Origin of the sequence: Sphingorhabdus sp. YGSMI21 (assembly GCF_002776575.1) — a bacterium.
Lineage (GTDB): Bacteria > Pseudomonadota > Alphaproteobacteria > Sphingomonadales > Sphingomonadaceae > Parasphingorhabdus.
Genome location: NZ_CP022549.1, coordinates 11,643 through 33,035, shown reverse-complemented (window position 1 = coordinate 33,035; position 21,393 = coordinate 11,643). Strand labels below are relative to the sequence as shown.

Sequence of the window (21,393 nt, the reverse complement as noted above, 5' to 3'; positions counted from 1 at the left end):
TTGAACAAGAACCGCCAAACCCGCCATTCACCGGAATAGGCCAGAAGCAAAAGCATTGAAGCCTGGACGATGATATTGAGGGCTATTCCTCCAATAATGCTATGCCGCACTCGTTGCTCATTTATCATGATTGTTGTTTCCTCACCGGGGTTTCAGATATACGCATGGACTTTCCCGCCTGGACGACAACAGCGGGAACGCGCGTAATGCCGAATTTGGTGGTTAAGGTTCCGGCCTGATCAAAATAGAAACGGCGTTGCCGCTTCGTCATCAACTCGAGCGGAGCGCCTTTAACCAGAATGATTTTTGCTTTGTCATCAAAGCGTTTCAAAGCCCAGGCCACCTGCGCTTCATCATCACCATCGATAAAGACGAGAGGGGTATTTACATCAATAAAATCAAGCGGATTGACGCGGCTACCAGCTGCGGAAATAAGATTTCCCTTATGATCGCGAATATCGTGATCTATGACGATAGAAGGATCATAGAGCCAGCTGCGCGGTTTTATTGCTGCTTCTATTCCAGCTACCGGATCGGGCCGACGAACTTTGGCCTCCGTGCGTTTAACCAGGAGCTGGTTCATCGCATCGATCTGACCGGTAGCTTTCATGTTTTTTAGCTTTGTTTCGATAACGCGCAACAAATCCGGCTCGATTACCGGAAAGACCTTGCCAACTTGACCATAATCCTTGGCCGCAGCAGGCAGGGAAAATGCTGCGGCCAAGGTAAAAAGGAACAGCCTGATGAGCGACTTTTTGATCACAACACCGGTACTCCCGTTCCAAATATCTGACTGCCACAAACCCAGCCAATATCGGCGTAGCGACTGTCAAACCCGTCCCTGCTTTCAGTCGCCATAAAATAGCACCCTTCAGGCACACGTCCGACGGGTCCAGCGGTGAGAGGTTCGCCTCGCTTCGAAAAAGGCTTGATGGACGCAACCTCTACCCCGTTGACCGAAACAACTTTTCCTTCTCGAGACACGATATCACCCGCCACGCCGTAAACACGTTTCCCGAAGGGTTTCGGATCATCCCCGAAATGGGAGCGAATCAACGGGGTCTTAGGCGCGATAAAAAATACATATTGACCGCGCGCCGGACGGACGTTTTTTTGCACAAAGAAAGCCCAATTCGGCAAAGATTCACTCGAATTGATCATGAACGCATGTCGATCAGACCAGTCATTCAAAGCTGACCAAAGAAAAAACGCTCCGAGAAGTGCGCCGAGGATTTTCCAGCTCGGCCAGCTAGACCGGCGAGGTTCAATTGCTTTTTGAGCGTCGAGAGAAGGAACGCCGGACATCACTGCGAACCGCCATCCAGCGGATAAGGAGCCTGAGAGAATGGAGATTGCCCATTATCGGGCGTCAATTGCCCTCCCGCCTGCGGAGCGAGATCCGCTCCTGTTACCGGTGCAGCAGGAGCCATCGCGGGCGGCATTGCTGCAGGTGATGGCATTTTTATCAGCTTTGACAAATCGGCTAACACATCATCCGTCACGTCGGGAACAGATGACGAAATAACGGCTTCGCCGACAAGAATGACCTGACCATTTTGCGCCCGCTGTTCCAAAACGGTATCAAGCGCACCCATGAAGGCCCGCGTATTATTTTCAAGCTGCTCGGGAGGTGTCCCCGAGCGCGCCTCGGCCGACACAAAATCATTTACGATGGAGGCAAGACGAACCGAGACCACCTGCCGATCTTCAAGGGCAAATATTTTTGAAGTGGCCCACATTGCCCAAATGGCAGCAAATAAGCCCAATGCCAGCAAGCCTAACTGGAAATAGGTCATTCCAGCGAAACGGCGAACCGAGGATACCCTGGACTTAGCAATATGGGCCTGTCCGAGTATATCTCCTTCAGGGAATGATGAATCAGCGTTGTTTCCCAACTCGTCAAACGGCAATTCATCAGCCGCAGCAACATTACTGGTCATCATAATCTCCTGATTGAAATATCGATAAAAGACCACTCATTCGAAAAGCCCCGGTGAGCAAAAACACAAAGCCGGCGATAAAATATAACTTGCTGTCAAAGGCCGCTCTCGCTTCAGGAGCCGCTACAATATAATGGCTCCCGAGAAGATTTAGCTGTTCGAAAAACCCGAATAACGAACCATTCGCTACCATGAAAAACAGCGCAACAAAGAAACCAGCGGCGATCAATAATGTAGCGGCAGTCCAACCAATCAGCCGGAATAGGACGTAAATAATGTTACCGAAGGATAGATTTTGATATCTTTGAATATTTGCATCCCGAACCTGCTTGTCTAGCGCCCGCTGATATCGTTTATCGGGTATTGGCCGTTGCAAGGTCGCACGCTGCGTCATCATTCAGCAGCCACCAATAATGGTGCCTCCTCGCCTTCGCTCCAGCGTGTAGAATCCTCTGGATAGGCCACCCGCTCAATCGCAGCTTCCATCGTCAAGCCTTCATGAACCAAGCCTTCAATTTGCGCGAAAACGCTCGGACTAGACGAATAGATTGTTGCTGAATAAGGATCCAAAACAAGCCGCCCCGAAGCGAGTGTTTCCGGACCCTTAATCATGATATCGGAATATTCAGTACCGTTACGCTTGAGGCTACGCATCAATGTCTCATCGCCGGCGGACATCTCGAAGCGATCGAGCTTCATGAAATCAGATATCGATTCCGGCTTTTGCTGCAAAATCAGGAACCAGTCACTATTCTCCAGTGCGGCAATCGATCCTTCCGACTTGTAGTAATCGTTCAACGACTGCGTAGCCGTAATGAGCGATGCGCCATATTTACGGCATGTACGCGCGTAGGTTTCAACAAACTCAGCCATCGCGCCACCTTTAAGCATCTGCCATGCCTCATCCATGATCAATGCTTTGCGCCGAGAACGATCAAGTTTGCGCATGGACTGCGAAGACATGAACATGATGGCTGTCATGACGACGGAACGCAGTTCCTGTCTGCTTGCAAGATCAGAGAGCTCGAAAACGGTCAAATTCGCATCGAGCTTGAAAGTCGCTTCGCCATCAAAAAACTTGCCATAAGTTCCATCAGTGCCAAACGGCAGCATCGATACGGCAAGGCTCATTGACATGCCGTCACCATTGCCCTGCAATCCGGCAATGATATCGTCTATCGAACCGTCCCTGCCCTTCTCAGACCAGACAGCATTGACGACGCCATCAATCAATCCACGCTCGGTATCATTGAGGATATCAATATGGCGCGCCATCTGACTAATCATCGCCTTGAGCATCGCTAGGCAATCGAGCTTATAATCTCCGTCGTCATCCGCAGCTTCGGCATCAATCATGGAAAACGGATTGATGCAAAAACCACTCGCGAGTGTAAACTCAATGAACGTCCCACCCTGTAATTTTGCAGAATGCTCAAAGCTGCGCCCATCATCGATAACAATGACATTATCACCAGCGCCGCAAAATGCTGCGCAAAGCTCTTGCAGACAAACCGACTTGCCCGATCCGGATTTACCGAAAACCGCCACGTTATGATTGCCAGCCTCATTTTCAAAAGGCGACCAGAAAAAAGGCTCACCTCTCCTTCCAACGAGCAATAAATGCGGAATGTTGCTGCCTTTATATTCTCCCTGAAAGGGGGCCAGGTTAGCAGCCGTTGTCGTAAGCATGGTACGCATACGTTTCATCCGGCCCAGATCGTTGATAAGCCCCGACCCGAGCGTCATCGGCAAACAAGAGAGAAACCCAACCATCTGCATGTAACGCTCAGAATGAAGATCCCACCCACAAGCCTTATACATCGATTTGAGCGTGCGCTCGTGAACGTCGCCCTTCCCTTTCGGGCTAAACGCCGTGACGCCGTAAAAGGCCTTCACCAGTTTATTGCCTTGCCGAAGCTGTTCCTGGACATCTTCCCATTCCCGGCTCTGATCCTTTAGCTGGGGCAAGAACCGCGATGACTTGCTATCGGACAGGCTCGACGTCCGCATATATTTATATGCAGCCTTGTTCGCCGAAGCTGTGGCGTCGGGATAGGTTAAACAAAGCGTCGTTGCCACAGGGCAAGGCAAACGCAGCTTGTCGGTAAACAGATCACCAATCAAACGCGCACAATCCCATGGAGCCCAGCGCGGCGGAAGATTGCGCACCGCAAAAGAGCGAACTTCAAAGGTGTCCGGGTACATTACGCCAATTTCAGGAACACCATCATTATCAACACCCGTGGGACGCAGACGTTCAGTCCGAAATTCAAGACGATCAGGAAAATGCCGCACTTCCATATCCCGACGAACAGCCTGATCAGCGATGGAATCGAAAGAATTATAATCTACAGGATCATCACCGGCAGCGGTTGTTGGAGAAGTGATATCATCGATCAGCGCCAGTAAATTGACAGGATCAATCAACCGCGAGGACACATCGATCGACCGGAAAGCCGACATCATTGATTCAGCAACCGAGACCAGCTCCTCATCTGTCGAACTGCCGCCGTCTGGGATGCCGATTGAAATAATCAGCCTGAACTGACGCAAATGAAATGGCGCGTCCTTGGAAAGCGAATTCCACACACCGTCTGACAGATAATCAGTGCGATGCTTTGCCATACGCTCGTAAACGCCTTCAGCGGAATAACGCGGCACGAACCAATCAGACAATTTGCCGCCGACGCGAGATGACGCAAAATTTACTATCTGAACTGTCGCGCCCGCTGGAACACCTTCAGAAAGACATTGCGAAATAATATCGGCAGAGCGTTCATCCGCGCCAACCATCGGGGCGACTTCGAGCGCAATTTCGCGCGCGCTTGCATTATGAAAAATACCTGTTTTCGGGTTAAAACTGCGATAGGGCAGCCAATGGGCAAGCATTGGAATTCCAGGATCGGGACGACCTTTGTCAGCCTTCATGCCATCGCCCAACATGGCATCAAATATTCCGGTGATAAGACCGCTCATGGCTTTACTTCCGATACCGGAAATAGCGATGGCCGATTAACAGGTGACAACTGCCCAGCTTCAGATCCCGCCGAAATATTCTCTTTCGAGGCCGGGTTTGCGGGGGGCAGAGAATAATCAGCGACGTCGCCAGAAGAAGCGAGCGGTGTTGATTTCAGAAAACTTTGCTTTGACGAACGAGCGGGCCGTTTCTTCGATTGCAAGGAACCGGCGACCTGCGCCTTGATGGCCGCCATCGGATCCACTGTTGAAGCCTCTGTCCTAATATCTGGAACTGATCCGGCAGACGCGACCGAACCAGAAGCGACCAGCGAAGCGCCAGCACCAGACTGTGCAGACGAAAGCGCTGCCACATCGTCCTTACGGATTATTAACCCTGCCTTGGCCCCCACAACCGGCGCAGCGGCTTGAAGCGAGGACTGTTCAGCATTTTGAGCATCAATCTCAGCTACACGATCATGAAACTCCATTTCTGGCGCTGAAGAAGCAATATCAGCCAATGTAGGCATACCAGTAGAAGATGCTGCTGAAACCTGCGCAGCTCTTACTAGATCATCTCTGGGACCGGCAACGCGAGGCGCCACCAAAGTATTTGATGCTTCGAGCCAAGCACCACGTTCAACCACGGCGTGAATGGCTGTCACTTCCCGGAAGCGCCCAGACCCGTCTATATGAGCAGGAAAAACGATGCGGAGAACTTTTTCACCCGAACGAACTGGTTCACGCGCGGCTGTCACAACCGCGGACGAGGGTGAATCGTATAAATACGGTCCAGCTGGCGTCATACCGCTTTCACCGCTAATCAAAGCCAGAGCTTCATCGTCGATCTTAGACGTTGGCGCGCAAATGCCATCTGGAGCGCGGCAGGCAAAATCGCCGTTCACATTCGTACCAAATGTTGCACAACCAGCGAGTGAAGCTGCAGCCACCAGCCCCGTTCCTGTCCCGAGAATACGCTGAAACCCGGAACCCTCAGATGTTGAAAAACGATGCTGCGTTTCGCATAGCTGACCGGTGTCTTGAACGATCGAAACTTCGGATGATAGAGATTCAAAACTCTGGGTAGCATTCCAAAGATCAATGCCTTGCGAAACGCTGATTGGCTTGGGGCCAACACTGATACGCCCACCTGTCCGTCTTGCGAGAGCCCGATTTAATGAAATCATTTCCTTCCGCGTAAGCATGTTGGTCATGAACTTGCTCCCTTCAGCCATGCAAGAAGTCTGTCTTTGGGCAAATAACCATGGTGGACCGCGCCGTCAGAGCGGACGATTACAGGTGTCCCGGTAAAACCATTTTCGCGGGCAAACCGTTCATTGGCATCGAGACCGCTGGTGTCGCATTTGGCTGATTCTGGGATATTACCCGCATAAGCAGCGTGGAGCGCACGCGGACGATCCTTCGCACAATAGACACGGTTGCTCAGATCGCGCGTTCCTAAAACGGATATAGGCCGCTCAACAACACGCACATCCATCGTTTCGAGCTGCTGTGTCAAAGCGCGGCAATACCCGCAGCGCAAATCTGTGAAGACCGTTACCTTAGTCTTCCCGCTACCCCATTCAATCGCTCCAGATGAAGGCAAAGACGCAAGAGAAACACGCTCTGTCCGCCCTGCCCCAGCCTTAATCCTTGATTTTGGCATCGGATAATCGCGTGCAACCGGGGTACCTGCCTGCGCGGAACCCAACTCATCGCTACCGTCATCAGAAATTTGCGATGCACCGCCAAGAAGCGCTTCAGGATTGATTTCGAGAAGACGCGCAGATGTTAAATCCTGGCGTGTTTCCATGTCGAAAACGTGACCCACGATGAGATAGCGGGCTTGTTTATCGACATAAAAAATAGATTTTCCCGCAGTAACCTCGCAAATACTGCCGATAACATTGCAATCTACTTTCGCGAACTCGGTCTTTGGCAACCGCGTTTTTAACGCCGCTTCTACTGTCGCATTGGCAGACTGCGTTGCTGCAAAAGCAGTCCCGGCAATCAGAACACTGACAAGACTTGCACCAATAACCCAATTATATTTCGCCATGTGAAGACACTCCTTCTTCAATTGCGGACGTATGCGCCGTCCAGAAAAACGATTTCGACATCAATGCCGGTCGGCATCTCGATTACGGGCTGATATTGCTCGGCCCGCTCGATCAGATATTTGCTGACAGTATCGGCAGCGGTACTCACGCCTTCACCAAGACCGCCCTGAGCAATCTCTCCCAGGCCCAGCTTATCGCGCTTGCCATTGACCGTGATATTAGAGCCCTGCAAAACACTGTCGGTATTGGCAGAAAAGCCCCGCCCAAAACCGCCGGCAAGACCTGCTAAAAATGCTTGCGTGACCAATCCACCTTCACGGCTCACTACGCGGCCGCGAACACCAGATTTACCAGCGTAAGCAATAAAGCCTTTCACATCGCTCACCGCGTAGCGCCCGCCGGGTTGCGCGCATGTCATGCGCTGAAGTTTCACATAGACTTTCTCTGCCGAGAGATCCCCGCGCGCTGCGCCATTAACAAGACAGCCTTGCAGTTTTGTCGTAAGAACACGGCCCTTGTCTGCCACTGATCGAGCAGGACCAGTAATGCGCAAAACTACTGGGAGAGGATCTGTTTGCGATGAAACACCGGCACTAGCATCGACCCCGACAATAACCCTTGCAGTGGCAAAACTATTGGCGGGCAAATAATCCGGCGAATCAGAGAATACTGTCGTTCCGCGCTCTGCGCGCACTGCGTTGCCGCCAGGACCATTTGAAAAGGCTACAGTTTTCACTTCGCGCGGCGAAGGGGCGGGCAAAGGAGCCGCACCCGGACCAGAGGGCTGTTGATAAAGCGCGGCGCTGCTAGGGCCATAAAGCCCATTAGGCCCGCCAGCAGCTGGCGGAGCCGACTGCGCGGCAGCAAGCTGTGATTTCAAGGTTTCATTTTCTGTCTGATAGGCGGACAGAACACGCTGACCGTCCGATGACATTGCGCTATTCTGACCGCGTAATGCAGCCATTTCTTCCTGCATTGCAGCCAGCTGGGCCTGCTGACCATCAACTGTACGAAGCCGGTTATCAGTAGATTCAAAACGATTTTCAGAACGAGCAATCCATTCCTGCTCGCTCATATTCTTGTTCACCATATCATTGGTGCTGACCTGGACTTCCTTAACGCCGCTGTTTGCAAGCTCTTCCTCGCTAACGGAGCTATCCAAAACCCACCAAGCGCCGCCCACAAGAGCGGTCAAAGCAACGCCGCCCAACAGCAATCGCTGCTTTCGCTGAACGTCATCATTGCCGCTCATGGCGTGGCCTACTGGCGATACTTCGTCTTCGCCGACATCAGGCGTATCTTCGGTTATCTTTTGCTTCCGAAACCTATCCATAAATTTCATCAATTTTCTCCAGCGGGTTGGACAATGTAGGCGGTGGTCGATGCGCCGGGTGCCAGATTGGGCTCTGCGATACTCACAGCAGTGGCGTTGGAAGGAGCGACAACATCATCAGCGATCACCAGTAGCTCACTGCCCTGATTTTCGATGCGAATTACTTTTCCGGTAAATTCAGTCCCGCGATATTCAGCAATCATCCGAACTTTAAGGTCGCCAACACGGACCGAAGCACGAACCGGTTGCCGCATCCTGTAGCCTTCAGGGATGCTGCTTGTGTACATCGCCTGGACTAACTTGACGGCTTGCTCTTGAGGATCAGCCGCAGCGACAATCCTGGAATCACCAGTTTGTTCGCCAGCAATCGCGGGATTGGCAACGAAAACCTGCTGCGCTTCCTCCCCGGACAGACGACAGGCAAATTTGTAAACATAGCCCTTCTTTGACGTTGCAAAGAACGACAAAACCTTCGGCGAAAAGCCTTCCGGTACAGACACATAAATATCGCCGCGTACGGGCTCATTGACGACCGAGAAATCCTCATTGGGGTTGCCAGTCTGGAGCTTGGACACGCTGGCAATTTCATCACCCACCAAACTGATGCGCGTAAGATCGCGCGAAGACGCGATACAATCTACCCGCGCATTGTCCGACGCCATTAACGTCTGATCCGCCAAAGCTGGACTTGATAATGCGATTGACGAGGCTCCAATAAGCCCTAGCCCTAAAGACCGAGTTGATATGCTATGGATGCGAGACGCTAGAATTGAGCCGCAGGCGATCCCGCAGCACCAAAATACCGTATTCATGATGACACCGCCTTTTTAGGTTCGACCTTCTCGACCATGCCGAACTGGACGAGCTTGAGGCTGAGGCCATTGTAAACCCAGCCATAGTGAAATGTTTTTTGGACTGCCGAGACTTCCTGACGTCCAACCATGGTGTGAAGGACACCGCTCACTTCTGAAGAGAGACCTTCTGTATCGACCTTCAATGATTCCATCGTGAAGAATTGCGCTATGGAAGAACCGCGCTGATCCTCCATGATTTTGAGAAGATCGGCCTTCACCTCACCATATGCGCTGGGATGAACCATCTCGAGAATTGCATTCATCCAGTAGTCGAGACTCTGCGGTGTTCGGTTAAGAGTCAAAACAGCCGCATCGCGTGTCACCGCTTCAAGATATTCCCGGCTAACCCCAGAACTTGAAAGAGTAAGCGGTGTGCGCAGGACCGGTTGAAGAACAACCTCGCGATCCCGCGATCCTGCCGCTATTCCTAGAATTGCAGCCAAAGCCGCCAGCACAAGACAAGCCACCAGCAGCATATTGCGCTGTTTGAGCACGCGCTGCGATTGTGTATGTGAAAACGCAAGATCCATCTGAGCTACCCCGCCATGAGTCTGAGAAAAGAAGGTGGCGTTGCGCGCAGGCCAACAAAGCCTCCCGGCAAATACCAATAGGCCAAATGGAGCAGCCATGACGCAGCGCGGCCTGCTTTTGCTTTGCGTAGGCCCCACCAACATCCGAAGCCGAGAATGATCCCGATAAGAATGTGCTGTGTCAGGACGCCCCAGATGAACGGTAAGACCATCGCGATGAATTCATCGAGTGTCCAAAACCCGATCAGTTCCGGATCGTCGAGCCGTGCTGGAATAGCGTATTTATCAGCCATATCGCCCCGCCACCTTCGAGGAAGCGAACACTCGCAAGCGAGCGTCCACAAATCGGTCAGATGGTCGCCGTGACCGCTGCCGTAACGATGGGAACACCGGTTCCTGCGCCCACCCCGACACCGACCGGAATGGCGACCTGCCCCAAGCTGAAGCGGCCCGAGGCCAAGCCGACAATACCGCCTGCCAGACTGAGCACGGTAATGATTTTACCGCCGGACCCCTCGAGGAAACCAGTGAACGAGGTCAGAGCTGTATTAAAAGTCGCATCCGCCCCCGCAATTGCCACTCCTGATCCGGCAACCGCAACCACCGCTGTCACCGCCACCGCCTTGACAATAGAGGCCAAGGGAATTGGTCCACATTGAGACGCAATATTCATTTTCATAGGATCATCCTTCTTAACGACGTCGAGATTAACGCCGATCAAGGGATGACGATTGATCGATTGGTTCACCATACCATTAAAGTAAACCAACCAGCTTAAGCGCTCAAAAATTCATTTTTTCCCATGCGAATCAATAATCGTTGTCAAATTGGCAACAATATTCCCAATTTTGGCATCTGTTTTTGCCGCCGTAGCGACTATGATCTCCATTTTGGCAACAAAAGTTGGCACATTTGCAATGTTATTTGTCAAAACGGCAACTTGATCATGCGAATCACTCCAAGGTTTTGACAAACCGATTCTATAGAATAAGGAAAATCTTCGGGCCAATCACCCCGTATGACGCACGACATGAACGGATTTGCTGACGCTGAGCGTCTAGCAATGAGGCGCTGGATTGATCCGATCCTGGTAATTTCCAATGAGATAACGCTTGAACATTTGAGTACAGTAAATTTACCGTGTATTAAATCTTTAAGAGGGTCGCATAGATGGACTACCGTGAAGACCGGCAATATCTGGAAGAGCAGGAAGAACTTTCACGGCCACAGCCCAAAATCCGTATCACACCACAAAAATTTCTCCCGCTGATCATCGAGGTCATGGCTCGCGGGAACATAAAGAGTTCCGATCTCGTCAAACGAACAGGTATCAGTAAATCCAAAATAAGCCGTTTGCTCAGTGAGCAGAGACAAATCGACAATGCCGCACTTTACCTGATTTTTGATGCCCTTGGCATTGACCCCATGCGTGCATTACTTGCCGTTGGCCGTTTTGGCCAATGGGAGCAATATTTTGACCTTGATGTGGAAATTATTGCAGATCTTATTGACGTCCTACCAAGTTTTTTGAGCAAAGCACGTTCTGAAAGTATCCGCACGAGCATCAGCCGACCGGGCGCTATCGTTCTGGCCGAGCGACTGAGTGAGATGATCGCCAAAAACGACCGTGAAACAGAGAAACGCCAGCTTGAACGACCCATTGCAGGCATCTAATTATTTTTGCCCGAAAGAAGATTTTGCAATCGCAAAGATGAAAGGGCCTCCCCCTCGGCTCCAATCCCAAACTCCAATACCTGGCTGACTGCTTTTATTGGTGGTGCGGAATTTCGCACATTGCGACTTAACAGAGGCGGTCTCGTCATTCGAAACTCCCGGCCCCAAACAATCAAATCATTGTCGTCATTCCAGCAAAATTCTTATCGACACGCCATTTCACCCAGATCTGTGATTTATTTTGCGGTATTATTGTTACGCACTAACCGAGAATCCGCTCGACTGAAGCTTAATTCTATATTATGTGGGCAAAGTCATTCAATTAAGCGGGCGCAACACCAAATGAATTCAGAAGTGAACCGAATCGCGGAAATGGCCGAGGCCGGCGAGAGAATGATTGAGCGTCTGCGAAAGAAAGCATTCCTGCCGGAAGCGCGCAAGGGCCTAGCAGTTCGCTACGGCATCGCGGAAGCCGCCCAATTGCTTGGCTGTTCAACTAACCGTATCCGCATGGCTGAGACTGACGGGCGTCTGCCCCCTCCCCCGCCTACTAAAAACGGCCGCAGGCCCGGATATAGTATAGAAGACCTTCTCAATATGCGGCAAGTACTTGATGCCTCTCCTGCCCGCGCACCGTTGGATCAGCCGGCTATTATTGCGGTTCAAAATTTCAAGGGCGGCGTCGGAAAATCGACAGTTACTACGCATCTGGCGCATTATTTCGGAGTATTGGGCTATCGCGTATTGGTGGTCGATTGCGATAGTCAGGCAACCACCACGACCTTATTCGGTTTCAATCCTCATTTCAATATCACCCGCGAACAAACGCTTTACCCTTATCTCTCCATAGAGCCGACACAAACCGACTTGCTCTATGCTGTCCAACGCACACCATGGCCCAATGTTGACCTCATCCCTTCAAATCTGGAGCTTTTTGATGTTGAGTATGAGCTTGCTGCATCGGGCGCAGATGGCGGATCAGTGTTGGCAGCGCGTTTCCGCAAACTGAAGAGCGGTTTGCTCGACCTAGCCCAGCAATATGACATTGTATTGCTCGATCCCCCCCCTGCCCTCGGCACTATTAGTCTTGCGGTTATGCAGGCGGCCAATGCGTTACTAATTCCCCTGGCCGCAACCACACCCGATTTTTGTTCAACCGTACAGTTTCTCTCGATGATGGAACAGGTCACGGAGCAGATACGGCAAGCAGGAATTGACGTTTCCTATGATTTCGTGCGCCTGATCTGCTCCAAATTTGATTCCAATGATCCAAGTCACGCAATGGTGCAGCAGATTATGGAGCAGAGCTTCGGCCCTGCCTTGTTACCTGTACCAATATTGGAAAGTGCAGAAATTAGCCATGCGGCGCTCAGAATGATGACCGTGTACGAATTGGAGCGCCCTATCGGCACGCCGCGCACCCACAAACGCTGCCGTGCCAATCTTGACCAGGCTCTGGGGCAAGTGGAACAACTTGTCCGGCGCAATTGGGGTGTAACAAGTCCCGCGAGTGCGGCGGAGGTGGTAAATGCAACCTAAAACAGGCCCTTCAAGCATCTATGTTCGTGTTATGTTCTCATTTTCTTTGGGAGAGATATGATGGCGGGAGGCAAACAAAAGGACTATTTAGCCGATTTGCTCGCGGACGACCAACCGGTAAGCGCAGATGAAGCGGCCAGCATAGAGCCTTCTGCGACCCCTGCAGAAACCAGCGGACGGCTAGCGAGAGGCGGCGGCATGGCGCTTTTGGGCCGCGAGTCTGCATTGGCCCGTGTTGCCTCCGGCGATGTCCGTCAGGTTACGCAGCTCCGTCTTGATCCCACCCGCGTGCGCATATGGAAGGGTAATGCCAGAATTCAGGAGCGCCTGAATGAAGAGAATGTGCGCGACCTGATTGACACTATCATCGCAGAGGGCGGTCAAAAAGTTCCGGCCATTGTCCGGCGCGTAAACGATGATGCGGTCTATGACTATGAAGTGATTGCCGGAACCAGGCGACATTTTGCGATCAGCTGGTTGCGAACAAACAGCTATCCTGACATGACCTTTCTGGCGCAGGTGGCCGATCTTGACGACGAGGCCGCCTTTCGGCTTGCCGATATTGAGAACCGCGCCCGCAAGGATGTAAGCGAGATTGAGCGCGCACGCAATTATGCTTCTGCGCTCGAGCAGCATTATGACGGTAAACAGCGGCGCATGGCCGAGCGGCTAAAACTATCGGAAGGCTGGCTGTCAAAGATGCTCAAAGTGGCAACATTGCCGGATATAGTTCTTGCTGCTTTCGCCAACTTGAGCGCGCTAACACTTAATCCGGCCTATAAGCTTTCACAGGCGCTCGCCGATGAAAGGCGTCATAAATCCATCATTGGAGCCGCTCAACGTGTCACCGAGGAAAACGGTCAGCGCGCTCAGGACGGTCAGCCCCCACTTGGCGGAACGGTTGTTCTCACACGGCTTATGGCTGCGGGTGAAGCTGACAAGCAACGCCCGAAGCTTTATGAGGGCATTTCACGGCACAATCGCCCTGCCCTCTCCGTCACCACAGCGAGCCGCCAAGGACTGACAATCAAGGTTCATGCCGCATCGGGCGCAGACGAAGACGAGATGGTCGCGCTTTTTCGCGAAGCGCTCGCAAGCCATGAGTATAAGACAGAGGTAGAATGAAACTCGCCCTGCCCTTCCCTTTTCTGGCGGACCGTAAAAACTTTCCTCGAAGAAAGTATTTTTCGCCACTGGATTCGCGGTCCAGAAAAACTTTCCTCGAAGAAAGTTTCTGATGGCTCGCACGAAAGGCGTCAGAGGCCGGAGAGCGGTGGGAGAACAGTTCGACCTGTTCCTCCCCTATATCGCCGATCTCAATTTTCGCGATCAGCGCGAGATGATGGAGCGACCATTTTTCTCGCTTGCCAAAACCAGACGCATGAAGCCGATCGACTATAAATCGCCCGATGGTAAACTATGGGTCCATGTATCTGCCAATCCAGATTACGGCATGGCGACGATCTGGGATGCCGATATCCTCATCTATTGCGCGAGCGTTCTTGCCGATATGGCGCGGCGCGGACAAAATGATATTCCTCGGACCTTGCATATCATGCCATATGATCTGCTGCGTGCGATTGGCAGGCCAACCACGGGCCGAGCTTATGAATTGCTGGGGCAGGGGCTGGACCGCCTTGTCTCCACAACAGTTAAGACAAATATCCGCGCGGAGAACCGCCGTGAGGCGACATTCAGCTGGCTGGATGGCTGGACGCAGCTCGTCGATGAAAAGACCGAACGCTCGCGCGGCATGACCTTGGAACTCTCAAACTGGTTCTGGGAAGGCGTGTTGATGAAGGGCGGCGTATTATCGATCGACCGGGCCTATTTCGATATATCCGGCGGGCGCGAGCGCTGGCTTTACAAAGTTGCACGCAAACATGCGGGCGGGGCGGGGGATCTTGGATTTGCAATATCGATGCCCACACTGTTTGAAAAATCCGGCGCAGAAGGCCAGTATCGCCGGTTCAAATTTGAAATATTGAAGCTTGCCGAGAAAAATGGGTTGCCCGGATATGATCTCATAATCGAAGATGTCGAACGCGGCGAACCAAAACTGCGGATGCGCAAACAAGGTGACCACGAACCGGTCAAACTGGCGTCAGCAGGGCAGGGGAGCGAAACGCCCAAAGCCGCTTCTCCAGAAAACCCAGTTCGCACCAAGCCAGCAGCTGCTGCTCCAAAGTCAGACAATCATGTGACAAAAACGGGCGCTTTGGACGAACCAGTTATTGACGCGCGCACAATGATCAAGCGAACTTTAACCGGACTGAGTACAGCTGCAACACGCGGCTATATGACCGATGAAACCATCGAGCTGCTGCGCAGTGAATGTCCTGGCTGGGATCTTTATCGGCTACACGCTGATTTTGAAACCTGGGTCAATGGCAGCGAAGATCGGACGCCCGTAGACTGGCAAAGGGCTTTTATCGGCTTTGTCCGCCGACACAACAAGAAGCATGGTCACGAAATCCGGCGCTAAAATCGCGTTCAATACTAGCCAAATTCCAGACTAATATCGAGTGCCGTTCCCGTTGTGTCGAGATCGGCTTACTCAGATTTTCCATAATAACCAATAGACGGCCGATTTGAAGCACTTTCCTGCATGCAAGCCCCAAAGTGATTCAATGCGTTCGATTAATTTCAGCTCCCAGCCATTGTTTCGACACAATAGGAACGAGGTTCGACCTTTCAGGAACGATCCATCGACCTTTCAGGAACAATCCTTCGACACAAAGGGAACGGATAGCCGACACTCTGGGAACGGCAAAATTCTGCGACTCGCCTGTTTCCGCACAAGGCAGCGATTGAATCTGCGTTTAACCTCATAACCTTATTATAACCCTCTAACATATAATGATATTTCTATAGGTTTATGATTCACAGGAGAAGACCATAGACGCACCTTTACGAACTTTCGCTTAGATTTGTGCCAGCCTTAATATTCAGGCCAGTGAGCGATCAGGACAATTCACTTGCAAACCATCTGATATCTACTTTAGTCTCACTTGAGACAAAGGTACTTTCATGGATTCTCAAGATTACAGCATGAATCAACTCCTGGGTGTGTCATCCGATGGGGAAGACCTGCTCAGCCTCGCGCTTCATATCGAGGAAGGTCTGCCAGTGGAGGCTATCGATCATCTTGTAGCCATTGTAGCGCCTGGAAATATTAGCCTTAAATACCGCTTCCTGCCCAAACCGACGCTCGCACGGCGGAAAAAGTCGGCAAAGAAGATATTGACCAGCGAGGAGGGCAACAAGCTTGCCAGAGTTGCCAAGGTGATGAGATTTGCCTTGGAGATTTACGGTGACATCGAAAAGGCGCGAACATTTCTGATGAAACCGCATATTATGCTCGGCAACAGAATACCCTTGGAGATAGTTCTCGCAACCGGACCGGGAGCGGACTCAGTGATCAACATATTGGGCCGGGCCGCTTATGGCGGCGGCGTGTGAGCGCGCAGCATACCGACCAAATTTTAACTGCCTACAGGATTGGCGCTCTGAACGGCAAACATCCTCTCTACGGTGATGAAGGGGCGCGGTTTTATCCCGGCAGATGGAACAAGTGGAGCAGCCCCATCGTCTATTGCTCGGAGCATTATTCAACACAGATTCTGGAAAAACTTGTACTTGCCAACGCTGTGATGCCGCCAGATCTTCATTTTATAACCATCATCATTCCCAAGGGCATTTGCTATGAAAAATTCCAGACCGCTGCACACCCTGGGTGGGACGGTAAATCGCAACGCATTTGTCAGGAATTTGGAGACAAATGGGTCCGTGAAAGACGCTCGGCTATTCTGTTTGTACCCTCTATACCCGCGCGATTTGAAACGAACATTCTGATAAATCTTGCCCATGATGCCAGCAAAGCAATCACTTATGAACGCGCAAAGCCAATATCATGGGATGATCAGCTTTACCGAAGCTAGCAGCGAGTGATACTTTATGGAATACAAGCTGCTAGGACAACGATGCGAGGCGGGAAAGCTTGCCTCTCGACCATAGCATAAACCAATCCCCACCGCCCTCTGCCGGGACATAAGCGATGATTTGAATGCGGCACGAGCAATTTATGGCACCAATATTCAGTCCATCTTCTATTTTCCTCATAATTTGAACCATTTTGCAGCTCGACGGCAGCGCGCCCGTTGGTTGCGCGCGGGCAGGAGGGGAGGGGGAAGGGGAGGGTGATCAATTTTGGTCGATACACCGGAGGTTTCCATGCCGATTGACCCATATAGTATTTCCCACCCTAAAGCGTCCATCCTGCTCTCTGCCGGAGTGAACCTGTCCTCCAAGCTTGACAAGCCGCTTACGCGAGACATGCTGATCAAGCATCTTGCCGCAGCAACTGGCACCAGCATGGTGCAATTCACCATCCGCGACGCCTTCGAAATGCTCGAATGCGCCATCGTTGCCCATATTCAACGGGACGAGAAGGCCGCAAGCCAGCAGCTTCCTAGTCTGATAGCGACCTACCCTGATCTCCCAACGCACACCGTTCGCAGCGAGTTGCAAGTGAGACGGCAGCAATTTTCGACCCCTGCACCGCTCGCCCTGTTTGCACAGGTGCGCGCCGCATTAACCCCCGATGATTTTGTTCTAGAACCTAGCGCGGGCACTGGTTTGCTTGCCACCGAAGCATTGCGGCTCGGTGCTACACTCAGGCTCAATGAACTGGATACCTGCCGGCGCGCGCTGCTCACCGGCCTTTATCCTGGCGCCGCCATAACCAATTGCGATGGAGCCGAAATCGCCGCACGCTGGCAGGGAAGGGCGCCCACCATCGTCCTCATGAATCCGCCCTTCTCGAGCAACGCCGATGGTTATGAAGATCATTTCACTGCGCTCAGACACCTTCATTCGGCCCTAAAAGTGCTGTCTACCGGGGGAAGACTTGTCGCCATTCTGCCGAGCTGGATCGACCGTCCAGGCCGCAACGCCGCTAGTCTCGCCAAAATGATCACGGGTGCCTCGATTGTAGAACGCTTTACGTTGGGCGAAGGGTGCTTTGCCAAGCACGGGACGAATATAGCGACGACCTTGCTTGTGCTGGATAAGCTACCGGATCTGCCAATGGCTCATAATATTCACATTGCGGCCTTGGCTGAGCTAACTGCCCAGCCAAAGCCGCTGCCGCGCCGCGAGATCACGCCACCAAACAAAACCCGATCGCCAACCAAATCATTGTTCGGCGGCTTCGTCCGCCCTGCAGAGCCGGTGCAACCCATTCCGGCTCACAGGCCAGTTGAAGACGCCATCACACCTGTTGTTTATACCGCACTCGCGGAACCTGCTGCGCTAGGCGAACAAGTTGGTGACTATCTTCCATACCGTCCGGCACGGATGATCTTCGAGCAGGCCGGCGAACATCCTACAGCCCTGGTCGAAAGTCTTGCCATGGGCTCGGTGGCGCCGCCAAAACCCCATTACCGGCCTATGCTTCCCACCCGCATCGTCAAAGACCGGCTTTTATCGGTCGCACAGCTCGAAACGGTCGCTTATGCAGGTCAGGCCCACGCCGACTGGCTGACCGGCAATATTGACGACGAGAACAAGGGAGAGGTGATCGAACAGCGTATCCGCAAGGGATATTTTCTTGGTGACGGCACGGGGGCAGGGAAGGGGCGACAGATCGCTGCCACTATTCTCGATAATTGGCTCAAGGGCTACCGCCGCCATATATGGGTTTCGAAGAACGCGACCCTGCTTGAAGATGCGCGCCGCGACTGGACGGCCGTTGGCGGGATCGCCGCCGATATCCAGCCCCTCAAAAATTGGCCACTGGGTACAAATGTTGCAATGAGCGAGGGCGTGCTGTTCGTCCCCTATGCCACGTTGCAATCTCAGCGCGAAGATAGCAGCCGCCTGACACAGATACTCGATTGGGCCGGCCCCGATTTTGAAGGGGTCATCGCTTTCGACGAGGCGCACGCCATGGGCGGCGTTGCAGGCGGGGAGACGGCTCGCGGCAAGACCAAGGGTTCTGAACAGGGCATTGCCGGTGTGACCCTGCAGGACAAATTGCCTGCTGCACGCGTTCTTTACGCTTCGGCCACCGGCGCGTCGAACGTCAACAATCTCGCCTATGCCGTGCGCCTTGGCCTATGGGGACCAAATACAGCCTTTCCCACTCGCGATCTGTTTATCGAGGAAATTGCCGCAGGCGGAATAGCTGCAATGGAAGTGGTCGCGCGCGATCTCAAATCAATGGGCCTCTATGCCGCCCGCGCGCTAAGCTTCGCCGGTGTTGAATATGAAATGCTTGAACATATTCTTTCCGCCGAGCAGATCGAAACCTACGACCGCTATGCCGAAGCCTGGTCTATCATCCACCAGAATATGGAAGCTGCGCTTGAGGAAAGCGGAGTAATAGATGCGGTCTCGGGCGACACACTCAACGCAGGAGCCAAGGGCGCAGCCCGGTCCCGTTTTGAAAGCGTTAAACAGCGGTTTTTCCAGCAGCTCCTTATGAGTTTGAAACTACCGAGCCTGTTTCCTGCTATTGAGACCCATATCGCCGACGAAATGGCCATCATTATCCAGCTTGTCTCCACTGGCGAGGCAATGCTGGACCGACGACTGGCAGACCATGACGAAAACGGCACAGACGAGCTTGATATTGATCTCAGCCCGAGGGAGTATCTCTTCGACTATCTCACCCGCGCATTCCCGACCCGCCAAATGCAGACCTATATCGATCTGGAAGGCGAAATGCGTTCGCAACCGATGCAGGACGAGCATGGCAATCCGGTCCACTGTGCCGATGCAATCGCCAGGCGTGATGCATGCCTTGAACAGCTTGGAGCCATGCCGCCAATCTCTTCCGCGCTTGACGCCATCATCACCCGCTTTGGCGAGGACAAGGTGGCCGAAATCACAGGGAGAAGCCGCAGGCTTTCCACTGCAAGTGATGGACGCCAACTCGTTCAGCGCCGTTCGGCGCGCAGTAATGCGGCGGAAACCGATGCTTTCATGGAAGACCGCAAGCAGATATTGATCTTCTCCGATGCCGGCGGCACGGGGCGCAGCTATCATGCCAGTCTTGATGTGCCTAACCAGCGCCGCCGCGTCCACTTCCTTCTTGAACCGGGTTGGCGCGCCGATGCGGCTATCCAGGGGCTTGGACGCACCCACCGCACCCATCAGGCCAGCTCCCCGCTTTTCCGGCCCGTCACCACCGATTGCCGTGGCGAGCGGCGCTTTATCTCAACCATTGCTCGGCGGCTCGATAGCCTCGGCGCTCTCACCCGGGGGCAGCGTCAGACTGGCGGCCAAAATCTGTTTGACCCGGCTGACAATCTGGAAAGCGACTACGCCGTGTCCGCCCTCAATGCCTGGTTCCGACTGCTGCATTCCGGCAAACTCAAAAGCGCATCATTCCAGGATTTCCAGAAGCGAACCGGCCTTGAGCTCGAAGGCGAGGGCGGTGAACTGCGTATGGACTTGCCGCCTATCCAGCGCTGGCTCAACCGCATCCTCGCGCTGCCGATCGCCATGCAAAACGGCGTCTTCGATGAATTTCTCGGGCTGGTCGAACAGCGTGTAGCAAAGGCGCGCGAAGCGGGAACGCTCGATCTCGGGGTTGAAACCATCGCTGTCCAAACCCTCGAAATTGTTTCCGAGCGTCTGCTACGGACTGACCGCTGCGGAGCGACAACAAACCTTGCCGAGCTTGCGATCACCCGCAAACGATTTGTTCGCAGCAACGATGATATAGATTTTCGGCGCAGCTGGGATCAAAGCGCCGAGCCGATGAAGAACGATAAATCGGGCAAGGTTGCGCTGATGGTCAGCCAGCGCGATTCGCTGCTCGACGATGGAACCACCGTCCGGCGTTTCAAGCTCATCCGTCCTTCACGTATCGATCATATAGACGACCAGGCCCTGGCCGAAAGCAACTGGCGCAAAATTCACGATACCGAATTTGCAAAGCTCTGGACGGTTGAAGCCGATGAAGCGCGTGATACACTCGAAAATGACACTTTGTTCATCGCCACTGGATTGTTGCTGCCCGTCTGGCGCAAGATTCCCTCAAAGATGCTTTCAGTTGTGCGGATAGCCGCTGCCGACGGACGTTCAATTCTCGGCCGCGTGGTTGATGCAGGTGATTTGGGCGCGTTATGCCAGGGTCTCGGCCTGGAAGCACCCAAACTTACTCCCAATGCAATGATTGAAAGCGCCCGCAGCGGTGCCCGTGTTCCGGTCAATGGTCTCGACGAGTTAACGCTCAAAACCTCCCGGGTAGCAGGAGCGCAGCGCCTCGAAATTATCGGCGCTCATGCCGCGCGTCTTGGCTGGTACAAGTCGAGGGGCTGCTTCACCGAGATTATCGCCTATAAAACACGGCTTTTCATGCCGGATACCCAAGCCGTAACCATCCTCGAGGCGATTTGCGCGGAAAGTCAGACAGAACGAACCAAGGTCGCCTGAGCCGCACCGCTATCTTTTTATAGCTGAACAGGTTGTGCAACCGATAGGCCGGTTTCTATCGCG

At 52.9% G+C, this 21,393-nt stretch carries 20 protein-coding genes; 7 read left to right on the top strand and 13 right to left on the bottom strand.

The window, feature by feature from the left end; translation table 11 throughout:
- Positions 1-124: 124 nt before the first annotated feature.
- The 13 genes from traW to CHN51_RS19610 all read right to left on the bottom strand — a co-directional run bounded on the left by traW (position 125) and on the right by CHN51_RS19610 (position 10,645).
- The gene (gene traW / locus CHN51_RS18690; RefSeq protein WP_240616989.1) at positions 125-763 is read right to left on the bottom strand and encodes a type-F conjugative transfer system protein TraW; all 639 of its coding nucleotides are present in this window, start codon (positions 761-763) and stop codon (positions 125-127) included.
- Positions 760-1,305 (bottom strand): S26 family signal peptidase, encoded by a 546-nt coding sequence (locus CHN51_RS18685; RefSeq protein ID WP_100095783.1) that lies wholly within the window; start codon positions 1,303-1,305, stop codon positions 760-762. The genes traW and CHN51_RS18685 overlap by 4 nt, the downstream gene beginning before the upstream one ends.
- Positions 1,305-1,943, bottom strand: coding sequence for a TrbI F-type domain-containing protein (locus CHN51_RS18680; RefSeq protein ID WP_100095782.1), 639 nt, complete (start codon positions 1,941-1,943; stop codon positions 1,305-1,307). Before CHN51_RS18680 ends, CHN51_RS18685 begins: the two co-directional genes overlap by 1 nt.
- Positions 1,930-2,337: a hypothetical protein gene (locus CHN51_RS18675; protein WP_100095781.1), complete on the bottom strand. Its 408-nt coding sequence runs from the start codon at positions 2,335-2,337 to the stop codon at positions 1,930-1,932. The genes CHN51_RS18680 and CHN51_RS18675 overlap by 14 nt, the downstream gene beginning before the upstream one ends.
- On the bottom strand, positions 2,334-4,883 hold the full coding sequence (gene traC / locus CHN51_RS18670) for a type IV secretion system protein TraC (protein WP_240617000.1): 2,550 nt from the start codon (positions 4,881-4,883) through the stop codon (positions 2,334-2,336). The genes CHN51_RS18675 and traC overlap by 4 nt, the downstream gene beginning before the upstream one ends.
- A 29-nt stretch (positions 4,884-4,912) precedes the next feature.
- Complete coding sequence (locus tag CHN51_RS19615; protein WP_123906368.1) at positions 4,913-6,109, bottom strand: hypothetical protein; 1,197 nt, start codon at positions 6,107-6,109, stop codon at positions 4,913-4,915.
- Positions 6,106-6,954, bottom strand: coding sequence for a DsbC family protein (locus CHN51_RS18665; protein ID WP_100095780.1), 849 nt, complete (start codon positions 6,952-6,954; stop codon positions 6,106-6,108). Before CHN51_RS18665 ends, CHN51_RS19615 begins: the two co-directional genes overlap by 4 nt.
- 17 nt (positions 6,955-6,971) lie before the next feature.
- Entirely contained in the window at positions 6,972-8,297 is a 1,326-nt protein-coding gene (locus tag CHN51_RS18660; protein ID WP_100095779.1) for a TraB/VirB10 family protein, read from the bottom strand.
- Positions 8,297-8,950, bottom strand: a complete 654-nt coding sequence (locus CHN51_RS18655; RefSeq protein WP_346426355.1) for a type-F conjugative transfer system secretin TraK — start codon at positions 8,948-8,950, stop codon at positions 8,297-8,299. The genes CHN51_RS18660 and CHN51_RS18655 overlap by 1 nt, the downstream gene beginning before the upstream one ends.
- A gap of 146 nt (positions 8,951-9,096) precedes the next feature.
- A complete protein-coding gene (locus CHN51_RS18650) occupies positions 9,097-9,672 on the bottom strand; it encodes a type IV conjugative transfer system protein TraE (protein ID WP_100095777.1) in 576 nt (191 codons plus the stop codon).
- 5 nt (positions 9,673-9,677) lie between these two features.
- Complete coding sequence (gene traL / locus CHN51_RS18645; protein WP_100095776.1) at positions 9,678-9,965, bottom strand: type IV conjugative transfer system protein TraL; 288 nt, start codon at positions 9,963-9,965, stop codon at positions 9,678-9,680.
- Between the two features lie 56 nt (positions 9,966-10,021).
- Positions 10,022-10,351 (bottom strand): hypothetical protein, encoded by a 330-nt coding sequence (locus tag CHN51_RS18640; RefSeq protein ID WP_240616988.1) that lies wholly within the window; start codon positions 10,349-10,351, stop codon positions 10,022-10,024.
- A gap of 111 nt (positions 10,352-10,462) precedes the next feature.
- Positions 10,463-10,645, bottom strand: coding sequence for a hypothetical protein (locus tag CHN51_RS19610; protein WP_123906367.1), 183 nt, complete (start codon positions 10,643-10,645; stop codon positions 10,463-10,465).
- A 197-nt stretch (positions 10,646-10,842) separates the two neighbouring features.
- On the opposite strand from CHN51_RS19610, the gene CHN51_RS18635 reads away from it, so the two are divergent.
- From CHN51_RS18635 to CHN51_RS18605, 7 genes are all read left to right on the top strand, one after another.
- Positions 10,843-11,346, top strand: coding sequence for a helix-turn-helix transcriptional regulator (locus CHN51_RS18635; protein ID WP_100095775.1), 504 nt, complete (start codon positions 10,843-10,845; stop codon positions 11,344-11,346).
- A 342-nt stretch (positions 11,347-11,688) separates the two neighbouring features.
- Positions 11,689-12,885, top strand: a complete 1,197-nt coding sequence (locus CHN51_RS18630) for an AAA family ATPase (RefSeq protein ID WP_100095774.1) — start codon at positions 11,689-11,691, stop codon at positions 12,883-12,885.
- Positions 12,886-12,942: 57 nt separating this feature from the next.
- Positions 12,943-14,010: a ParB/RepB/Spo0J family partition protein gene (locus tag CHN51_RS18625; protein WP_240616987.1), complete on the top strand. Its 1,068-nt coding sequence runs from the start codon at positions 12,943-12,945 to the stop codon at positions 14,008-14,010.
- A 112-nt stretch (positions 14,011-14,122) separates the two neighbouring features.
- Positions 14,123-15,370, top strand: a complete 1,248-nt coding sequence (locus CHN51_RS18620) for a replication initiator protein A (protein ID WP_100095772.1) — start codon at positions 14,123-14,125, stop codon at positions 15,368-15,370.
- 566 nt (positions 15,371-15,936) lie between these two features.
- Entirely contained in the window at positions 15,937-16,347 is a 411-nt protein-coding gene (locus tag CHN51_RS18615; protein ID WP_240616986.1) for an antitoxin Xre/MbcA/ParS toxin-binding domain-containing protein, read from the top strand.
- On the top strand, positions 16,344-16,826 hold the full coding sequence (locus CHN51_RS18610) for an RES domain-containing protein (protein ID WP_100095770.1): 483 nt from the start codon (positions 16,344-16,346) through the stop codon (positions 16,824-16,826). The genes CHN51_RS18615 and CHN51_RS18610 overlap by 4 nt, the downstream gene beginning before the upstream one ends.
- 292 nt (positions 16,827-17,118) lie before the next feature.
- Entirely contained in the window at positions 17,119-21,330 is a 4,212-nt protein-coding gene (locus CHN51_RS18605; RefSeq protein ID WP_100095769.1) for a bifunctional class I SAM-dependent methyltransferase/DEAD/DEAH box helicase, read from the top strand.
- Positions 21,331-21,393 lie beyond the last annotated feature (63 nt).

Coding starts and splice junctions, on each gene's coding strand:
- CHN51_RS18685 (WP_100095783.1), bottom strand. CDS start 1,305: ATGTCCGGCGTTCCTTCTCTCGACGCTCAAAAAGCAATTGAACCTCGC.
- CHN51_RS18660 (WP_100095779.1), bottom strand. CDS start 8,297: ATGAAATTTATGGATAGGTTTCGGAAGCAAAAGATAACCGAAGATACG.
- CHN51_RS18650 (WP_100095777.1), bottom strand. CDS start 9,672: ATGGATCTTGCGTTTTCACATACACAATCGCAGCGCGTGCTCAAACAG.
- CHN51_RS19615 (WP_123906368.1), bottom strand. CDS start 6,109: ATGACCAACATGCTTACGCGGAAGGAAATGATTTCATTAAATCGGGCT.
- CHN51_RS18675 (WP_100095781.1), bottom strand. CDS start 2,337: ATGATGACGCAGCGTGCGACCTTGCAACGGCCAATACCCGATAAACGA.
- CHN51_RS18605 (WP_100095769.1), top strand. CDS start 17,119: ATGCCGATTGACCCATATAGTATTTCCCACCCTAAAGCGTCCATCCTG.
- CHN51_RS18635 (WP_100095775.1), top strand. CDS start 10,843: ATGGACTACCGTGAAGACCGGCAATATCTGGAAGAGCAGGAAGAACTT.
- CHN51_RS18620 (WP_100095772.1), top strand. CDS start 14,123: ATGGCTCGCACGAAAGGCGTCAGAGGCCGGAGAGCGGTGGGAGAACAG.
- CHN51_RS18625 (WP_240616987.1), top strand. CDS start 12,943: ATGATGGCGGGAGGCAAACAAAAGGACTATTTAGCCGATTTGCTCGCG.
- CHN51_RS18680 (WP_100095782.1), bottom strand. CDS start 1,943: ATGATGACCAGTAATGTTGCTGCGGCTGATGAATTGCCGTTTGACGAG.
- CHN51_RS18665 (WP_100095780.1), bottom strand. CDS start 6,954: ATGGCGAAATATAATTGGGTTATTGGTGCAAGTCTTGTCAGTGTTCTG.
- CHN51_RS18615 (WP_240616986.1), top strand. CDS start 15,937: ATGAATCAACTCCTGGGTGTGTCATCCGATGGGGAAGACCTGCTCAGC.
- CHN51_RS18640 (WP_240616988.1), bottom strand. CDS start 10,351: ATGAAAATGAATATTGCGTCTCAATGTGGACCAATTCCCTTGGCCTCT.
- CHN51_RS18655 (WP_346426355.1), bottom strand. CDS start 8,950: ATGGCGTCGGACAATGCGCGGGTAGATTGTATCGCGTCTTCGCGCGAT.
- traL (WP_100095776.1), bottom strand. CDS start 9,965: ATGGCTGATAAATACGCTATTCCAGCACGGCTCGACGATCCGGAACTG.
- CHN51_RS18630 (WP_100095774.1), top strand. CDS start 11,689: ATGAATTCAGAAGTGAACCGAATCGCGGAAATGGCCGAGGCCGGCGAG.
- traC (WP_240617000.1), bottom strand. CDS start 4,883: ATGTTGGGCGATGGCATGAAGGCTGACAAAGGTCGTCCCGATCCTGGA.